Source organism: Streptomyces sp. NPDC028298, assembly GCF_055565895.1.
This window is the reverse complement of record NZ_JBVHTL010000004.1, coordinates 772,304-788,705: the sequence shown is the minus strand read 5'-3', so window position 1 is coordinate 788,705 and position 16,402 is coordinate 772,304. Positions and strand designations below refer to the sequence as shown.

At 73.2% G+C, this 16,402-nt stretch carries 8 protein-coding genes; 2 read left to right on the top strand and 6 right to left on the bottom strand.

Features of this window, described 5'->3' with window-relative positions; all coding sequences use genetic code 11:
• Positions 1 to 57: 57 nt before the first annotated feature.
• On the bottom strand, positions 58 to 2,253 hold the full coding sequence (locus tag ACZ4TO_RS22470; RefSeq protein WP_468025040.1) for an ATP-dependent DNA helicase UvrD2: 2,196 nt from the start codon (positions 2,251 to 2,253) through the stop codon (positions 58 to 60).
• 300 nt (positions 2,254 to 2,553) lie between these two features.
• On the opposite strand from ACZ4TO_RS22470, the gene ACZ4TO_RS22465 reads away from it, so the two are divergent.
• Positions 2,554 to 2,811 (top strand): mycoredoxin, encoded by a 258-nt coding sequence (locus tag ACZ4TO_RS22465; RefSeq protein ID WP_361690229.1) that lies wholly within the window; start codon positions 2,554 to 2,556, stop codon positions 2,809 to 2,811.
• Between the two features lie 107 nt (positions 2,812 to 2,918).
• On the opposite strand, the gene nudC is transcribed toward ACZ4TO_RS22465, so the two are convergent.
• The 5 genes from nudC to ACZ4TO_RS22440 form a co-directional block, all read right to left on the bottom strand.
• Positions 2,919 to 3,863, bottom strand: coding sequence for an NAD(+) diphosphatase (gene nudC, locus ACZ4TO_RS22460; RefSeq protein WP_382787647.1), 945 nt, complete (start codon positions 3,861 to 3,863; stop codon positions 2,919 to 2,921).
• A 98-nt stretch (positions 3,864 to 3,961) separates the two neighbouring features.
• On the bottom strand, positions 3,962 to 5,374 hold the full coding sequence (locus ACZ4TO_RS22455; protein ID WP_385043258.1) for a dipeptidase: 1,413 nt from the start codon (positions 5,372 to 5,374) through the stop codon (positions 3,962 to 3,964).
• Positions 5,375 to 5,384: 10 nt separating this feature from the next.
• Positions 5,385 to 9,008 (bottom strand): UvrD-helicase domain-containing protein, encoded by a 3,624-nt coding sequence (locus tag ACZ4TO_RS22450; protein WP_468025039.1) that lies wholly within the window; start codon positions 9,006 to 9,008, stop codon positions 5,385 to 5,387.
• A 177-nt stretch (positions 9,009 to 9,185) separates the two neighbouring features.
• Positions 9,186 to 12,575 (bottom strand): ATP-dependent helicase, encoded by a 3,390-nt coding sequence (locus ACZ4TO_RS22445; protein WP_468025038.1) that lies wholly within the window; start codon positions 12,573 to 12,575, stop codon positions 9,186 to 9,188.
• 267 nt (positions 12,576 to 12,842) lie between these two features.
• On the bottom strand, positions 12,843 to 13,208 hold the full coding sequence (locus tag ACZ4TO_RS22440) for an MGMT family protein (RefSeq protein WP_385043264.1): 366 nt from the start codon (positions 13,206 to 13,208) through the stop codon (positions 12,843 to 12,845).
• A 185-nt stretch (positions 13,209 to 13,393) separates the two neighbouring features.
• Here ACZ4TO_RS22440 and ACZ4TO_RS22435 point away from each other — a divergent pair, with 185 nt between their 5' ends.
• Entirely contained in the window at positions 13,394 to 16,189 is a 2,796-nt protein-coding gene (locus ACZ4TO_RS22435) for a lysylphosphatidylglycerol synthase transmembrane domain-containing protein (protein WP_468025037.1), read from the top strand.
• The last annotated feature ends 213 nt before the right edge of the window (positions 16,190 to 16,402 follow it).

The window sequence follows — 16,402 nt, the reverse complement described above, 5'->3', positions numbered from 1 at the left end:
TAAGAACCTATGGGGATTGCTGGGGCATGCGCAAACTATTTTCTCGACGAGTTTCAATCAGTTGCCCGCACCGTGCCCCGTGACCTCCCGACCTGCACAGATGGCCAGAACGTCGGCTCCGAAGCGGTTGAGTTTGCGGACACCGACCCCGGGGATCCGGGCGAGCTCGCCCTCCTCGTCCGGCGCGGTCTCCGCGATCGCCATCAGCGTCCTGTCGGTGAAGACGCAGAACGCGGGCTGCCCGCTGCGCTCCGCCTGCACCGCGCGCCACTCGCGCAACCGCTCGTAGAGACCCTCGTCCATGTCGGAGGGGCAGTCGTCGCAGCGCATCAGTTTCATCTCGCCGGCGTCGGTGAGGGTGCGGCCGCAGACCCGGCAGCGCGCGGGGCTGCGGCTCGTACGCCGTTCGGCGGTGACGCCGGAGCGCGCGGCGCCGCGCTCGATGCCGCCCGGGCCGCCGCCGGCGCGACCGCCCGCGGTGGCGACGGAGCCGGGGCGCAGCCCGTCCAGGAACCGGCTGGGGCGCCGGCCCGCGCGGCCGCCGGGCGAGCGGGCGAGCGCCCAGGAGACGAACAGGTGCTCTCTGGCGCGGGTGACACCGACGTAGAGCAGGCGGCGCTCCTCCTCGACCTGCTCGTCGGTCTTTGCGTAGGTGATCGGCATCATGCCCTCGGCGACCCCCACCAGGAAGACGACGTCCCACTCCAGTCCCTTGGCGGAGTGGAGAGAGGCGAGGGTGACGCCCTGGACCGTCGGGGCGTGCTGGGCGCTCGCGCGTTCGTCGAGCTCGGCCACCAGGTCGCCGAGCGTCGCGCCGGGCTTGGCGGCCGCGAAGTCGTGCGCCAGATTCACCAGGGCGGCCAGCGACTCCCAGCGCTCCCTGACCGCCCCGGAGCCCGCCGGGGGGTTGGTCGTCCAGCCCTCGCCCGAGAGCACCGCCCGGACCTGCGAGGGCAGGTCGACGGCGTCGTCGAGCAGTGAGTCGTTGCCGCCGAAACGGGCCGCCGCGCGCAGCGCCGCACCGGCCTTGCGCACTTCGGGGCGGTCGAAGAACCGCTCGGCGCCGCGGAGCTGGTAGGGCACACCGGCGTCGGCGAGGGCCTGCTCGTAGGTCTCGGACTGGGAGTTCGTGCGGAACAGAATCGCGATCTCGCCGGCGGGGACGCCCGAGGCGATGAGGTCGCGGATGCGGCGGGCGGCGCCCTCGGCCTCGGCGGGCTCGTCCGTGTACTCGGCGTAGACGGGTTCGGCGCCGGCGGGCCGCTGGGAGATCAGTTCGAGCCGGTGCTCGGCGGCCCGGCCGCGGGCCTGGGAGAGCAGTCCGTTGGCCAGGTGGACGACCTGGGGCGAGGAGCGGTAGTCGCGGACGAGCTTGACGACGGTGGCTCCGGGATGGCGGGTGCGGAAGTCGAGAAGGTGGTCCGGGGTTGCACCGGTGAACGAGTAGATCGTCTGGCTGGCGTCGCCCACCACGCAGAGGTTGTCGCGTTCACCGAGCCACAGCTCCAGGAGGCGCTGCTGGAGGGGGCTGACGTCCTGGTACTCGTCGACCACGAAGTGCTGGTACTGGGAGCGGACCTGCTCGGCGATGTCGTGCCGGTCCTGGAGGATGGCGACCGTGAGCAGCAGGACGTCCTCGAAGTCGATGACCGCGCGGTCGCGCTTGAGGTCCTCGTACGCCGCGTAGATCTTGGCGGTCTCGGCCGGGTCCCGGGGCGCTTCACGGCCGGCCTTGGCGGCGGCAGCGGCGTAGTCGGCGGGGATGGTCTGGGTGACCTTGCACCACTCGATCTCGCCGGTGACGTCCCGCAGCTCTCCCCGGTCGAGGCGGATGCGGCAGGCGGCCGCCGCGTCCGCGACGAGCTGGATCTTGCGGTCCACCAGCCGGGGCAGTGAGCCACCGACGGCTTTCGGCCAGAAGTACTGGAGCTGGCGCAGCGCCGCGGAGTGGAAGGTGCGGGCCTGGACACCTCCCGCGCCGAGCTGCCGCAGCCGTCCGCGCATCTCTCCGGCGGCCCGGTTGGTGAAGGTGACCGCGAGCACGCTGGAGGGCTGGAGGATCCCCGCGCGCACCCCGAAGGCGATGCGGTGGGTGATCGCCCGGGTCTTGCCCGTGCCGGCTCCCGCCAGCACGCACACCGGACCGTGCAGGGCGGTGGCGACCGCGCGCTGCTCGGGGTCGAGCCCGTCGAGCACCGCGTCGGCCGTGTCCGGAACCTGCGGGAAGAGGGGGGAGTGCGTTGCTGCTGTCACACAGCCATGCTGCCAGGTCGGCGGAGACCGGTGAGCCGGTTGTCCACAGGGAGACGGCTGCGGTCGTACGAATGCGGTGAGCGTCACCTCGGCCGTCGGTGCCGAGGTGACGTTTTCGGCCATGTCGCCGGTGTCACGCCCCCGCTCCATCCGGCGCTCCCACCTGCGGTGCGGCACAGGGTGCGGCGAGCGTCACGTCGCGATGGGCGTCCCCGATACCCCCCACGGGAATGGTGACCGGGTGACCTGCGTTCCACTTGCAGCGACCACGCACCCAAGCCGTGAAGGAGCGCATGAGACATGCAGGGCACTGTGACGATGTACAGCACCACGTGGTGCGGCTACTGCCGTCGGCTCAAGAGCCAGATGGACCGTGAGGGCATCGCGTACACCGAGATCAACATCGAGCAGGACCCGCAGTCCGCGGCGTTCGTCGAGAAGGCGAACGGCGGCAACCAGACGGTTCCGACGGTCCGGATCGTCTCCGGCGCCGGTGGCGCCGAGGTCGTCATGACGAACCCGAGTCTCGCCCAGGTGAAGCAGGCCCTCACGGCCTGACCTCCCGCGCGCACGGCAATGCCCCTCCGCCGAGCTCGTCGGAGGGGCACCGTCATGTCCGGGGCACGCTCAGGGGGCGTTGCGGGTCGGTCATACCCGGGCCACGCTCAAGGGGCGTTCCGGGTCGGCAGGGGCTTGCCGTACCAGAGCTCGATCAGGCGCGCGGCGATCGAGATCCCGTAGGGAGGCATGACCTCCCCGGACTCGAAGGCGGCGCGCAGGTCGTCCCGGGAGAACCAGCGGGCCTCCTCGATCTCCTCGCCGTCGACGTCGATCTCCGACGAGGTGGCGCGGGCCCGGAAGCCCAGCATCAGGCTGGAGGGGAACGGCCAGGGCTGGCTGGCGACGTACTCGACCTCGCCGACCGTGACCCCGGCCTCCTCGAAGACCTCGCGGCGCACGGACTGCTCGATCGACTCACCGGGCTCGACGAAGCCGGCGAGGGTGGAGAAGCGGCCTTCGGGCCAGTGCACCTGGCGGCCGAGCAGGATGCGGTCGTCGTCGTCCGTCACGGCCATGATCACGGCCGGGTCGGTGCGCGGGTAGTGCTCGGCGCCGCACGCGGGGCAGCGGCGGATGTGTCCGGCGGCGGCGATGACGGTGCGCTCGCCGCAGCGGGAGCAGAAGCGGTGGGTGCGCTGCCAGTTCTCCAGGCCGACGGCGTGCACCATCAGGCCCGCGTCACGCGGTGACAGCAGAAGGCCCGCCTCACGCAGTCCGGCCGGGCGGGCGGACTGGTCGATCCGGCCGGGAAGCGCGTCCTTCTGGAGCGCGAAGTAGCTCACCCCGTCCTCGTCCGTGCCCAGGAAGTAGCGGTGCGCTTCGGTGAGCGGGGCCTCGAAGGAGGGCGTCATCAGCAGTTCGGTGGTGCCGTCGGCCGTCTCGTCGATGAGCACCTGGCCGCCGGAGACCACGAAGACACGGGTCGTGGGGTGGCTCCAGGCGGCCGCGAGCCAGGCCTCGTCGAGCCGGTGATGGGCCGCCCGGTCGATGCCGCTCGGAGCGGTGAGCGAGATGGGACGGTCGGCGCTGTGGTCGGTCCAGGTGGTCACGGATGCTTCCAACTCCCCCGGTGGAACGGTTGTCTCGACGGGCGGTTCAGCAGGACGGGCGTGCGGTGGTGCGCTGTCGGGGCTGTGGTTCGGCTTGTTCAGTTTGTCTCGCGCCAGTTCTCGGCCAGGTCGCCCCACAGGTAGGCGGTCGTCTCGACGCCCTTCATGAGGAGGTCGAGTTCGACCTTCTCGTTGGGGGCGTGCCAGCCGTCGGAGGGGACGGAGATGCCGAGGAAGAGCACCGGGGCGCCGAGGACCTCCTGGAGGTCCGCCGCCGGTCCCGAGCCGCCCTCGCGGGTGTAGCGGACCGGCTGCTCGAAGGCGCGGCCCATGGCGCGTACGACGGACTGCAGGGCCGGGTGGTCGAGCGGGGTCAGGCAGGGGCGGGTGGACGGGCTGAACGTGATCTCGAGCCGGATGCCGTCGGGCACCTGCCCGGCCGCCCAGGCGCGTACGGCCTTCTCGATGTGGTCCGGGTCCTGCCCGGCGACGAGCCGGAAGGAGAGCTTCACCAGCGCCGAGGACGGGATGATCGTCTTGCTGCCCGCGCCCTGGTAGCCGCCGCCGATGCCGTTGACCTCGGCGGTCGGGCGGGCCCAGACGCGCTCCAGGGTGGTGTGGCCGGCCTCTCCGTGGGTGGCCGTCGACCTGGCGGTGCGCAGCCATCGTTCCTCGTCGAAGGGCAGCTCGGCGAAGAGCTCCCGCTCGCGGTCGGTGAGTTCGGTGACCCCGTCGTAGAAGCCCGGCACGGCCACGCGCGCGTGCTCGTCGTGCAGGGCCGCGACCAGGCGGGCGACCGCGGTGGCGGGGTTGGGCACGGCGCCGCCGAAGGATCCGGAGTGGATGTCCTGCCCGGGTCCGTGGAGGACGATCTCGCACTCGGCGAGGCCCCGCATGCCCGTGCAGACGGTGGGGGTGTCCTCGGACCACATGCCGGTGTCGGAGACGATCACGGCGTCGGCGGCGAGCCGCCGCGCGTGCTTCTCGACGAGCTCGCGGAAGTGCGGGGACCCGGACTCCTCCTCGCCCTCGATCAGCAGCTTGAGGTGCACCGCGGGGGTGGTGCGCCCGGTGGCGGCGAGGTGGGCCCGGACGCCGAGTGTGTGGAAGAACACCTGGCCCTTGTCGTCCGCGGCCCCCCGCGCGTGGAGGCGGTTGCCCACGATCACCGGCTCGAAGGGGTCGGTGTCCCAGCCGTCCTCGCGGGCGGCGGGCTGCACGTCGTGGTGTCCGTAGACGAGGACCGTGGGTGCGTCGGGGTCCTCGGAGGGCCATTCGGCGAAGACGGCCGGGGCGCCCGCGGTCGGCCAGACCTCGCAGGTCGGGAAGCCGGTCTTCCGGAGTTCGGCGGCGAGCCAGTCGGCGCTGCGTGCCACGTCCGCGGCGTGCTCGGGCTGAGCCGAGACCGAGGGGATGCGCAGCCACCGACCGAGGTCGTCGAGGAAGGCGGCGCGGTGCGTCTCGATGTACGTACGGACGGTGCTGACGGCGTTGTCAACGGGCTTGCTCATGTTCCTGAGCCTATCCGCCCACAGCGGCGTGTTCGTCCGGCGGTTCCCCGGGGACCTCGTCGCGCGCGCCCGCCGGGTCCTCGGTGAGCAGCCGCTCCAGCGCGGCACGGTCCGGGAGGCCCTCCGGTCGTACGGCCTCGCCGTCGCGGACGTACAGGAACGTGGCCGTGACGGATTCCAGGGGCACGCCCTGCCGCTCGGCCCAGCCCAGGCGGTACAGCGCGAGCTGGAGCGGGTCGGCCGTGCGGCCGTGGCCGGTCTTCCAGTCGACGATCTCGTACGTCGTCTCCTCGCCCTCGCCTTCCCTGTAGACGGCGTCGATCCGGCCGCGGACGACCCGGCCGGCGATCGCGAGCTGGAAGGGCACCTCGACGCGGTACGGGGTGCGGTGCGCGTAGGGACTGCGTTCGAAGGCGTCTTTCAGGGCTTCCAGGTCGTGCTCGTCGGCGATCTCCGCCTCGCTGCCGGGCAGGTCCTCGGGGTCGAGCATCGGAAGCCGCAGTTCCTCGAAACGGGACTCCACCCAGGCGTGGAAGCGCGTGCCCCGGCGCGCGGCGGGCTGCGGGGGGCGCGGCATGGGGCGGGCGAGCTCCTGGGCGAAGCCGTCCGGGTCGGCGGCCAGACGCACGAGCTGCGAGGCGGTGAGCGAGGCCGGCAGGGGGACGTGGGTGACGGTCGCGCGGGCGCGCAGGAGCTCTCCGGTGAGCGCGTCCAGGTCGCGGTCCCAGGACGCGAGGGTGCGGGCCTCCTCGGGCGTGAGGCGCTCGCTCGCGGTCTCCCGGGGGTGCGGGCGGGCGGCGGGGCCCTGGGCCTGGTGCGGCACCGTGGGGCGTGCGTTCCCGCGGCCGGCCGTGCGGTCTCCCGGCCGTTCGGCCGTCCAGGAGTCCCAGTCCGAGTCGTCGCCCTCGGGCGGAGCGCTCCCGGCGGAACGGCCGTGCGGAAAGCGGTCCTCGGGCGGGGCGCCGTCGGGGAAGTCGTCTTCGGGGAGGCCGTACTCGTCGTACTCGTCGTAGGGCGGGATGTCGTCCTCGGGCGGGGGCGGCCATTCGGGATCGTCGTACGAGCCGGGGTCGTGGGCGGCGGCCGGATACGGGTGTGCGTCGGCGCCCGGGTGGGTCTCGTCGTGGGACGCCACCCGCTCCAGGTGGGCGAGCACGGTCTCCGCCGCCGCGCGCCGGCGGGCGAGGGCCTCGTCGTCGAGCGGGAGCGGCCAGGCGTGGTCGGCCGCCGCCTCGCGCAGGGCCGGATTCTCCTCGTCCTCGGCCGGTTCGTCCGCCCAGACCTCGATCTCGCCGTGTCCGGCGACGCAGTGGTCGTGGAGGGCGTGCAGGAAGTCCGAGGGGCCGCGCGTCCTCTTCTGGGAGGGCCCCCACCAGTGGCCCGAGCCGAGCAGGAGCGAACGGGGCCGGGTGAACGTGACGTAGCCGAGGCGCAGTTCCTCGGTGTGCTGGTGGGCCTTCATGGCCTCGTGGAAGGCCTTGATGCCCTTGGCGTCCCAGGTGTCGACGTCGGGCAGCGTGTCGGCGTCGCCGCGCAGCCGGTGGGGCAGGACCTTGCCCTGGGCGGTCCACTTGTCACGGCCCTGACCGCTGGGGAAGGTGCCGTCGACGAGGCCGGGGACGGCCACCACGTCCCACTCCAGGCCCTTGGACTTGTGCGCGGTGAGCACCTTGACGGTGTTCTCGCCGCCGGGCAGCGCGTTGTCCAGTCCCTTCTCGTACTGCGCGGCGGTGCGCAGGAAGCCGAGGAAGGCCAGCAGGCTCGCCTCGCCGTCGCCGGCCGCGAAGGAGGCGGCGACGTCCAGGAAGTTGGACAGGGTCTCGCGGCGGCGGGCCGCCAGGGCGTGCGGGGACGCGGAGAGCTCGACCTCCAGACCGGTGACGGCGAGCACCCGGTGCAGGACGTCCATGAGCGGATCGGCCAGCGAGCGGCGCAGGTCGCGCAGTTCGGCGGCGAGCCGTGCGAAGCGCACCCGGGCGTCCGGCGAGAAGGGCAGCCCGTCGTCGTCCCCCGCGGCCTCGATCGGTGTCTCCAGGAACGTGTCGAGGGCGTCGGCGAGCGAGATCACCTCGGCCGGGTCGACCCCCTCGACGGCCGCGGCGAGCCTGCGGTCCGGATCGTCGTCGGCGCCCACGCGCGCGTGGGACACGAGCAGACGGGCGCGGCGCCCCAGGAGGGCGAGGTCGCGCGGACCGATGCGCCAGCGCGGACCGGTGAGCAGCCGCACGAGGGAGGCGTTCGCCCCCGGGTCCTGGAGGACTTCGCAGACGGCCACGAGGTCGGCCACCTCGGGAAGGTGCAGCAGACCGGAAAGGCCCACCACCTCGACGGGGATGTCCCGGGCGACGAGCGCGCCCTGGATCTCGGCGAAGTCGGTGGCGGTGCGGCACAGGACGGCGATCTCCGCGGGTGCCTTTCCGGTGCGCACGAGATGGGCGATCGAGTCCGCGAGCCAGCCGATCTCCTCGGCGTGGGTGGGCAGCAGCGCGCAGCGCACGAGGCCGTCCCGCTCGGCTCCCGGGGCGGGCCGCAGGGCCTCCACGCCCGCGTGCATGGCGCGCAGCGGCTCGGCGAGGCCGTTGGCGAGGTCGAGGAGGCGGCCGCCGCTGCGGCGGTTCTCACTGAGCGACTGGCGGGTGGCGGGGCGGCCGTCGGAGCGGGCGAAGTGCTCGGGGAAGTCGTCGAGGTTGGCGACGGAGGCGCCGCGCCAGCCGTAGATCGCCTGACAGGGGTCGCCGACCGCGGTCACGGGGTGCCCGGTGCCGCCGCCGAACAGTCCGGCGAGCAGGACGCGCTGGGCCACCGACGTGTCCTGGTACTCGTCCAGCAGGACGACGCGGAACTCGTCCCGCAGGATCTCGCCGACCTCGGGGCGGGTGCGGGCCAGGGTGGCCGAGAGGGCGATCTGATCACCGAAGTCGAGGAGGTCGCGCTCTCGTTTCGCCGCTCGGTAGCGGCCCACCAGCTCGGCGAGTTCGCGCCGGGCCGCGGCGGTCTCCGGGACCTTGCGCAGATCCGCGTTCGTGAGCCGCGCGCTCTCCAGGGTGCGCAGCAGCTCGGCGTCGTGGGCGCGCAGGTCCTCGGCCGTCACGAGGTGTTCGGCGAGCTCGGAGTCGAGGGTCAGGAGGTCGCCGACCAGGTCGGGGAAGGAGCGGGTCAGCGCCGGGTACGGGCCCGGCGCCTCGCGCAGCACGCGCGCGGCGAGCTGGTAGCGGGTGGCGTCGGCCAGGAGCCGGGAGGTCGGTTCCAGCCCGATCCGCAGGCCGTGGTCGGTCAGCAGCCGACCCGCGAAGGCGTGGTACGTGGAGATGACCGGCTCGCCCGGCGGGTTGTCGGGGTCGATGACGTCCGGGTCGGTGACTCCCGCCTTGACGAGCGCCTTGCGGACCCGCTCGGCGAGTTCGCCCGCCGCCTTGTTGGTGAACGTCAGTCCGAGGACCTGTTCGGGGGCCACCTGACCGGTGCCGACCAGCCACACCACACGGGCCGCCATCACCGTGGTCTTGCCCGAACCGGCTCCGGCCACGATCACCTGGGGGGCCGGCTCCGCGATGATGCAGGCCGTCTGTTCCGGGGTGAACGGAATACCGAGGAGCTCCTTGAGCTGTTCGGGGTCGGTGATACGGGCGGGCATGTCGCAGAGGCTAGCGGCGTCCACTGACAGCGGTGGCCAGATCGGCGCCAGGGACGAAAGAACTGCAGGTCAGCACATGTGGTGCTCTGCGTCACTCGCTGACGCCGCGCCCCTGGAACGGGCCGGACTCCCGGACGGGCGGCCTGTCGGGGACCGGTGCGGGACCCCGGGACCCGCTCACTCGACGACCTGGCGGCCCTCCGGCCGGGCGCTGCACGATGCCCGGAAGGAGCAGTGGGTGCAGTGCTGTCCCGTCGTCGGCGAGAACCGTTCGTCGAGGACCTTGCCGGCGGCGTTCGCCAACAGGTCACCGACCCACTCGCCCTCCAGCGGCTCCTGCGCCTGCACCTTGGGGAGGGTCTCGCCGCCGTTCTTCTTGGCGGCACCCTGGCGGAGCTGGACGAGTTCGGCACCGCCCGCCTCGGGTCGTACGCCGTCGAACACGTCGTCGACCGCGCCCTCTCCGACGGCGAGCTGGTAGACCGCGAGCTGCGGGTGGTGGGTCACCTCGGCGGCGGTCGGCGCCTGCTTGCCGGTCTTGAAGTCGACCACGTAGGCGCGGCCCTCGGTGTCGGCCTCGACGCGGTCCATGGAGCCGCGGATGCGCACTTCGTAGGAGCCCGCTTCGAGCGTCACGTCGAAGTCGTGCTCGCTGGCCACCGGTGTCCGGCCGGTGCGGTCCATGACGTGCCACTTCAGGAAGCGTTCGAGCGCCACGCGCGCGTGCTCCTTCTCCTGCGCGGACTTCCAGGGCGCGTCGAAGGCGAGCGCGTTCCACACGGAGTCGAGGCGCTCCATGAGCACGTCGAGGTCCGCCGGGGTGCGTCCGGAGGCGACCTCGTCGGCCAGGACGTGCACCACGTTGCCGAAGCCCTGGGCTGCCGTCGCGGGCGCGTCGGCCTTCACCTCCCGCCCGAGGAACCACTGCAGGGCACAGGTGTTGGCGAGCTGGTCGAGCGCGCTGCCGGAGAGCACGACCGGCTGGTCGCGGTCGCGCAGCGGCACCTTGCTCTCCGTCGGCTCGTACATGCCCCACCAGCGGTAGGGGTGCGCGGAGGGCACCAGCGGGCGGCCGTCCTCGTCGGCGAGCGCGGCGAGCCGGGCGAGGCGGCGGGCCGCGGCCTGCCGGAGGTTCTCCGAGACACGCGGGTCGACCGTGGTGGCGCGCAGCTCGGCGACCAGCGGGGCCACGGCCAGCGGGCGGCGCGGGCGGCCGGTCACGTCCTTGGGTTCGACGCCGAGTTCGGTCAGGAAGCGGGAGGGCTGGTCGCCGTCGTCGGCCGGTGCCTTCACCGCCGTCACGACGAGCCGTTCACGCGCGCGCGTGGCGGCGACGTAGAACAGCCGGCGCTCCTCGGACAGGAGCGCCCCGGGGGTGAGGGGTTCGGCGAGTCCGTCCCGCCCGATGCGGTCGGCCTCCAGCAGGGAGCCGCGGCGGCGCAGATCCGGCCACAGGCCTTCCTGGACGCCCGCGACCACGACGAGGCGCCACTCCAGGCCCTTGGAGCGGTGCGCGGTCATCAGGCGTACGGCCTCGGGGCGGACGGCCCTGCGGGTGAGCGTGTCGGCCGCGATGTCCTCGGCGTCGATCTCCTCCAGGAAGTTCAGGGCGCCACGGCCTCCGGTGCGCTCCTCCGCGCGCTCGGCGGTCGCGAACAGCGCGCACACGGCGTCGAGGTCCCGGTCGGCGTTGCGTCCGGCCGCGCCGCCGCGCCGGGCGGCCCGCTCCAGGCGCTGCGGCCAGGGCGTGCCGTCCCACAGGTCCCAGAGCGCCTCCTGGGCTGTTCCGCCGCCCGCGAGACGCTCACGCGCCTTGCGCAGCAGCGCGCCCAGGCGCTGGGCCCCTCGGGCGTACGCGGGATCGTGCGCGACGAGCCGCTCCGGCTCGGCCAGCGCGCGGGCGAGCAGGACGTCGGACGGCGGCGGTACGAGATTTCCGCCGGCCCGCTCCTCCTCGCGCAGGGCACGCCCCAGGCGCCGCAGGTCGGCGGCGTCCATGCTCGCGAGGGGCGAGGCGAGGAGCGTGAGCGCGGTCTCGGTGTCGAGCCAGGACGCGACACGGACCCCGGCCGCGTCCTGTCCCGGCTCGGCGCCGGAGACCTCACCCGAACCGGACGTCCCGTCCGCGCCCGGCGCCGCACCCTCACCGGACGACCCGTCCGTGCTCGTCTCCGACTCCGCGCGGGCCACCGCCCGCAGGGCCGTCAGCAGGGGCGCGACCGCGGGTTCGTGCCGCAGGGGGAGATCGTCGCCGTCGATGTCCAGGGGCACGCCGGCGGAGGTGAGCGCCCGCCGGATCGTGGGGATCGTGCGGGAACCGGCGCGCACGAGGACGGCCATCTCTCCCCAGGGGACGCCGTCCTCCAGGTGGGCGCGGCGCAGGATGTCCGCGATGTTGTCGAGTTCCGTGCCGGCCGTCGGGTACGTGTAGACCTCGACCTGTCCCCCGTCCCGCACCGCGGACAGCTCACGGTGGGCGCGCACCTTCTGCGCGGGCAGCCGGGTCAGCGGCATGCGCTGGGTGAGCCGGCGGGTGGCCTCCAGCAGCTCGGCGCCCGAGCGGCGGGAGGTCCCGAGGACCTCGACCGGAGCCGGACGGCCGTCCACGCGCGGGAAGGCCTCGGGGAAGGCGAGGATGCCGTTCACGTCGGCGCCTCGGAAGGCGTAGATCGACTGGTCGGGATCGCCGAAGGCGACGAGGGTGCGCCCGCCGCCCGCGAGGCCGCGCAGCAGCCGCACCTGCGCGGGGTCGGTGTCCTGGTACTCGTCCACGTAGACGGCGTCGTACTGCGCGGCGAGCCGTTCGGCGACCTCGGGGCGGCGCACGAGCAGCACCGCGCGGTGGACGAGCTCCGCGTAGTCGAGCACTCCCTGCATGTCGAGGACGTCGAGGTACTCGGCGAGGAAGGCGGCCGCCGCGCCCCAGTCCGGGCGGCCGATGCGCCGCGCGAAGGCTTCCAGGGCGTCCGGGCCGAGGCCGAGTTCGCGGCTGCGGGCGAGGACCGCGCGGACCTCGTCCGCGAAGCCGCGCGTGGTCAGGCAGGCGCGCAGTTCGTCCGGCCAGCGCCCATGGGCGAGGCCCAGCCGCTCCAGGTCGGGCTGGCCCGCGAGCAACTCGCGCACGGCCACGTCCTGCTCGGGGCCGGACAGCAGTCGCAGGGGCTCCACGAACAGGTCGCTGTCCTGGTGGGCCCGGATCAGGGCGTAGCAGAAGGAGTGGAAGGTGGTGGCCCGGGGCGCGCGGGCGGCTCCTATGCGCAGCGCCATGCGGTCGCGGAGCTCGACGGCGGCCTTGCGGCTGAAGGTGAGCACCAGGATGCGTTCCGGGTCGCCGCCGCGTTCGATCCGGGCGGCCACGGATTCGACGAGCGTGGTCGTCTTGCCCGTACCGGGACCGGCGAGGACGAGCAGCGGCCCGCTCCCGTGGTCAGCCACCGCGCGCTGTCCCGCGTCAAGACGAGGGGGATCCACCCGGGCCGGGGCGGTGCGCACCAGCCGGTACGCACCCCGGGCCCCCTGGCGCACGGAAGGGTGCGTCAGGCGCCTGGTGGAGGAAGTGGAGCTCACGTGGTTCGCCGGTCCTGGTGGTCGTACGGGTGGGCGGACTGCCGCGTGGAGGGCGGTGACCGCGGGGTGGGAGGGACGCGTGCCGAGGACGCTACGCCGGTGCCGTCGGCGGAAGGGGGGCTTCCGATTCTTCCCTCACGCCCCACCCGTCCCGCGCGTCCCGTGCTGCGTCCCGTGCCCTACGAACGTACGGCATGTCACGGATGTGCCTCGTTTCCCTCGTACGGGCCTCAGTGTCCCCTTCGGCCCCGGGAATACCCGAAGCTGTCAGGTGTGACCTTCCGCGCGTTCGCCGCCGTCCCATCGGGCCCGTCTCATGTCGACGCGTGGCAGATGCCCCGCGGAGGCCCGGCTCGCCTCCTTGAGAGGCGTCCCCTCGTCGCGGTAATGGGCCAGCGCGTCCAGTTCGTGGCCGGGCAGCAGCACGCCGTCGGCGCGCATCACGCGCCACCACGGCACCGCTCCGCCGTACAGGGCCAGCACCCGGCCCACCTGGCGCGGGCCACCCTCCTCCAGCCATTCGGCGATGTCGCCGTACGTCATGACGCGGCCGGGCGGGATCTGCTCGGCGACGTCGAGGACCCGCTCCGCGTACTCCGGCAGCGCGTCCGCCGGAAGGCTCTCCTCGCTCATCCGCCCCATCCTGCCCCACCCCACCGACAACGTGGCCCGGCGGCGACTGTGCATATTCCTTCCCGCCGAGTGACGCTTGTAGCAGATTGCGCGCCCCGCATTTGCACCCTGATGCCCCCGTGTGTCGGTCGGGCATGCCACCATCGTGCGGGCGGTGACTGGTGATACGAGATCAAGAAGAGACCATGAGGCAGCAGGGCGTGCATCCCGAAGACGCGGAGGGCACCTCCGCCGCCTCGTCACGCCCTGAGACGGACGGCGTCGACGAGAAGGCCGCGGATCCGTCCGCCGAGGCCGGCGCGGACTCGTCCCGGGAACCCGGGGACGAGAAGCGGCAGGCCGAGCGCGGCACCGCCTGTGCGGAGGAGGTCCACGCCGACGAGGTCGAGGGCGACGAACCGCTGCTTCCCGCGCGCGTGCACCGCCCCTCGGACCTGATGCGGCTCCTGGTCGGTGTGCTCGCGATCGTGGTGCTGCTCGCCATCGCCGCGTTCGCGCACGGCACCACCTCCGGCCTCGAACAGGACATCAACAAGGGCACGGGACAGGCACCCGATCTGCTGATCAAGATCGCGGGGCTGGCGTCCAGCATCGCGATCCTGCTCGTGCCGGTCGCCTTCGCGATCGAACGGCTGATCAAACGGGACGGGCTGCGCATCGCCGACGGCGTCCTCGCCGCGGTCCTCGCGCACGGAGTGACACTCGCCACGGACCTGTGGGTCGCCAAGGGCGCCCCGCACTCCATCCAGGAAGCGCTCACCCAGCCCTCTCCGGGTGACATCCACGCCCTCACCGACCCGGTGCACGGCTATCTCGCGCCGGTCATCGCCTACATGACGGCCGTCGGCATGTCCCGCAGACCGCGCTGGCGCGGGGTGCTCTGGGTCGTCCTGCTCCTCGACGCCTTCTCCATGCTGGTCACGGGCTACACGACGCCGTTCTCGATCATCCTGACGGTGCTGATCGGCTGGACCGTCGCCTACGGAACGCTGTACGCCGTCGGCTCCCCGAACGTACGGCCGACCGGACGGACGCTGATGGCGGGCCTTCGGCACGTCGGCTTCCACCCGGTCAGCGCGGCGCGTGAGGAGATGCCCGAGAGCACGGAGAGCGGCGACCGCGGCCGGCGCTACTTCGTCACCCTGGAGGACGGCCCACCGCTCGACGTCACGGTCGTCGACCGCGAACAGCAGGCGCAGGGCTTCTTCTACCGCGTCTGGCGCCGGCTGACGCTGCGCGGCATCACCACGCGCCGCAGCCTCCAGTCCCTGCGCCAGGCCCTGGAGCAGGAGGCCCTCCTCGCCTACGCGGCCATCGCGGCCGGCGCCAACGCGCCCAAGCTGATCGCGACCTCCGAGCTGGGCCCGGACGCCGTGATGCTCGTCTACGAGCACACCGGCGCGCACACCCTGGACTCCCTGCCCGACGAGGTGATCACCGACGGGCTGCTGCGCGACACCTGGCACCAGGTGCAGGCGCTGCAGTCCCGGCGCATCGCGCACCGCCGGCTCGCGGGCGACGCGATTCTGGTGGATCGTTCCGGCACCGTGATCCTCACGGATCTGCGTGGCGGAGAGATCGCGGCCGGCGATCTGGTGCTGCGCATGGACATCGCCCAGCTCGTGACCACCCTCGCGCTGCGCGTGGGCGCCGAGCGCGCGGTGGCGTCGGCGGTGGGCGTGCTCGGTCCGGACGCGGTCGCGGACTGTCTGCCCATGCTCCAGCCGATCGCGTTGACGCGCTCCACGCGCGCGACGCTGCGCAGACTCGGCCGGGAGCGCGCGCAGCGCGAACGCGAGGCGGTCCTGGAGGCCTCGCGGCAGGCCAAGCTCGCCCGTGCCGCGGAAGCGGCCGAGGGAGGCGGCGAAGCGATCCCGCCCGTGTCGGAGAAGGCCGAGAAGAAGGCCGTACGCGCCGAGCAGCGCGCCGAGAAGCGGGCGATCGACGAGGCACTGGACGAGGCGCGCGAGGAGGATCTGCTCACCCAGATCCGCCATCAGGTACTGCTGATCCGGCCCCAGGCTCCCGTGGAGCCGGCCCGGCTGGAGCGGGTCAAGCCCCGCACGCTGATCAGTGTCATCGCCGGGGCGATCGGCGCGTACTTCCTGCTCACGCAGCTCACCCACATCGAGTTCGGGACTCTCTTCGACAACGCCGAATGGGGCTGGGTCGCGGCGGCCGCGCTGTTCTCCGCCCTCAGCTACTTCGCGGCGGCGATGAGCCTCCTCGGCTTCGTGCCGGAGCGGGTGCCGTTCCTGCGGACGGCGGCGGCCCAGGTCGCCGGCTCGTTCGTGAAGATCGTGGCGCCCGCCGCGGTCGGCGGCGTCGCCCTCAACACGCGTTTCCTCCAGCGGGCCGGGGTGCGGCCGGGGCTCGCGGTGGCGAGTGTCGGCGCCTCGCAGCTCTTCGGGCTCGGCTGCCACATCCTGATGCTGCTGTCCTTCGGCTATCTGACAGGTACGGAGAAGACGCCGTCCCTGTCGCCGTCCCGCACGGTCATCGCGGGCCTGCTGACGGTGGCGGTGTTCATCCTCGTGGTGACGTCGGTTCCGCTGCTGCGCAAGTTCGTCTCCACGCGCGTGAGGTCGCTGTTCGCGGGCGTCGTGCCGCGCATGCTGGACGTGCTGCAGCGACCGCAGAAGCTCGTCACCGGCATCGGCGGCATGCTGCTGCTGACGGCCTGCTTCGTGATGTGCCTGGACGCCTCGATCCGCGCGTTCGGCCACGAGGAGACGACCACGCTCAGCCTCGCCAGCGTCGCCGTCGTCTTCCTCGCCGGCAACGCCCTGGGCTCGGCGGCCCCGACCCCGGGCGGTGTGGGCGCCGTCGAGGCGACCCTCACGGTCGGTCTGATCGCCGTCGGCCTGCCCAAGGAGGTCGCGGCGCCCGCGGTGCTGCTGTACCGGCTGCTGACCCTGTGGCTCCCGGTGCTGCCCGGCTGGCTGTTCTTCAACCACCTGACCCGCAAGGGCGCGCTCTAGGGCTCGCGCCCGGGTCGGCGCTCGCCCGGGTCGGCGCTCGCCCGGGGCAGGCCGAGCCCCGGCCGACGCTCGCCCAGGCCCGGCATGAGGCACGGCCGCCCACTCGCCTTCGCCCGGCCAAAGGCATGGCCGGCGTTCGCCGTCGCCCGGCCGAGGGCACGGCGGACACCCGGCCGTGCCCTCACCCGCACGGCTCGTGCCCCGAGCGCCCCG

Bases quoted from the DNA above. Each gene is read 5' to 3' on its own strand.
- ACZ4TO_RS22465 (WP_361690229.1), top strand. From the start codon at position 2,554: ATGCAGGGCACTGTGACGATGTACAGCACCACGTGGTGCGGCTACTGC.
- ACZ4TO_RS22455 (WP_385043258.1), bottom strand. From the start codon at position 5,374: ATGAGCAAGCCCGTTGACAACGCCGTCAGCACCGTCCGTACGTACATC.
- ACZ4TO_RS22450 (WP_468025039.1), bottom strand. From the start codon at position 9,008: ATGCCCGCCCGTATCACCGACCCCGAACAGCTCAAGGAGCTCCTCGGT.
- ACZ4TO_RS22440 (WP_385043264.1), bottom strand. From the start codon at position 13,208: ATGAGCGAGGAGAGCCTTCCGGCGGACGCGCTGCCGGAGTACGCGGAG.
- ACZ4TO_RS22435 (WP_468025037.1), top strand. From the start codon at position 13,394: ATGAGGCAGCAGGGCGTGCATCCCGAAGACGCGGAGGGCACCTCCGCC.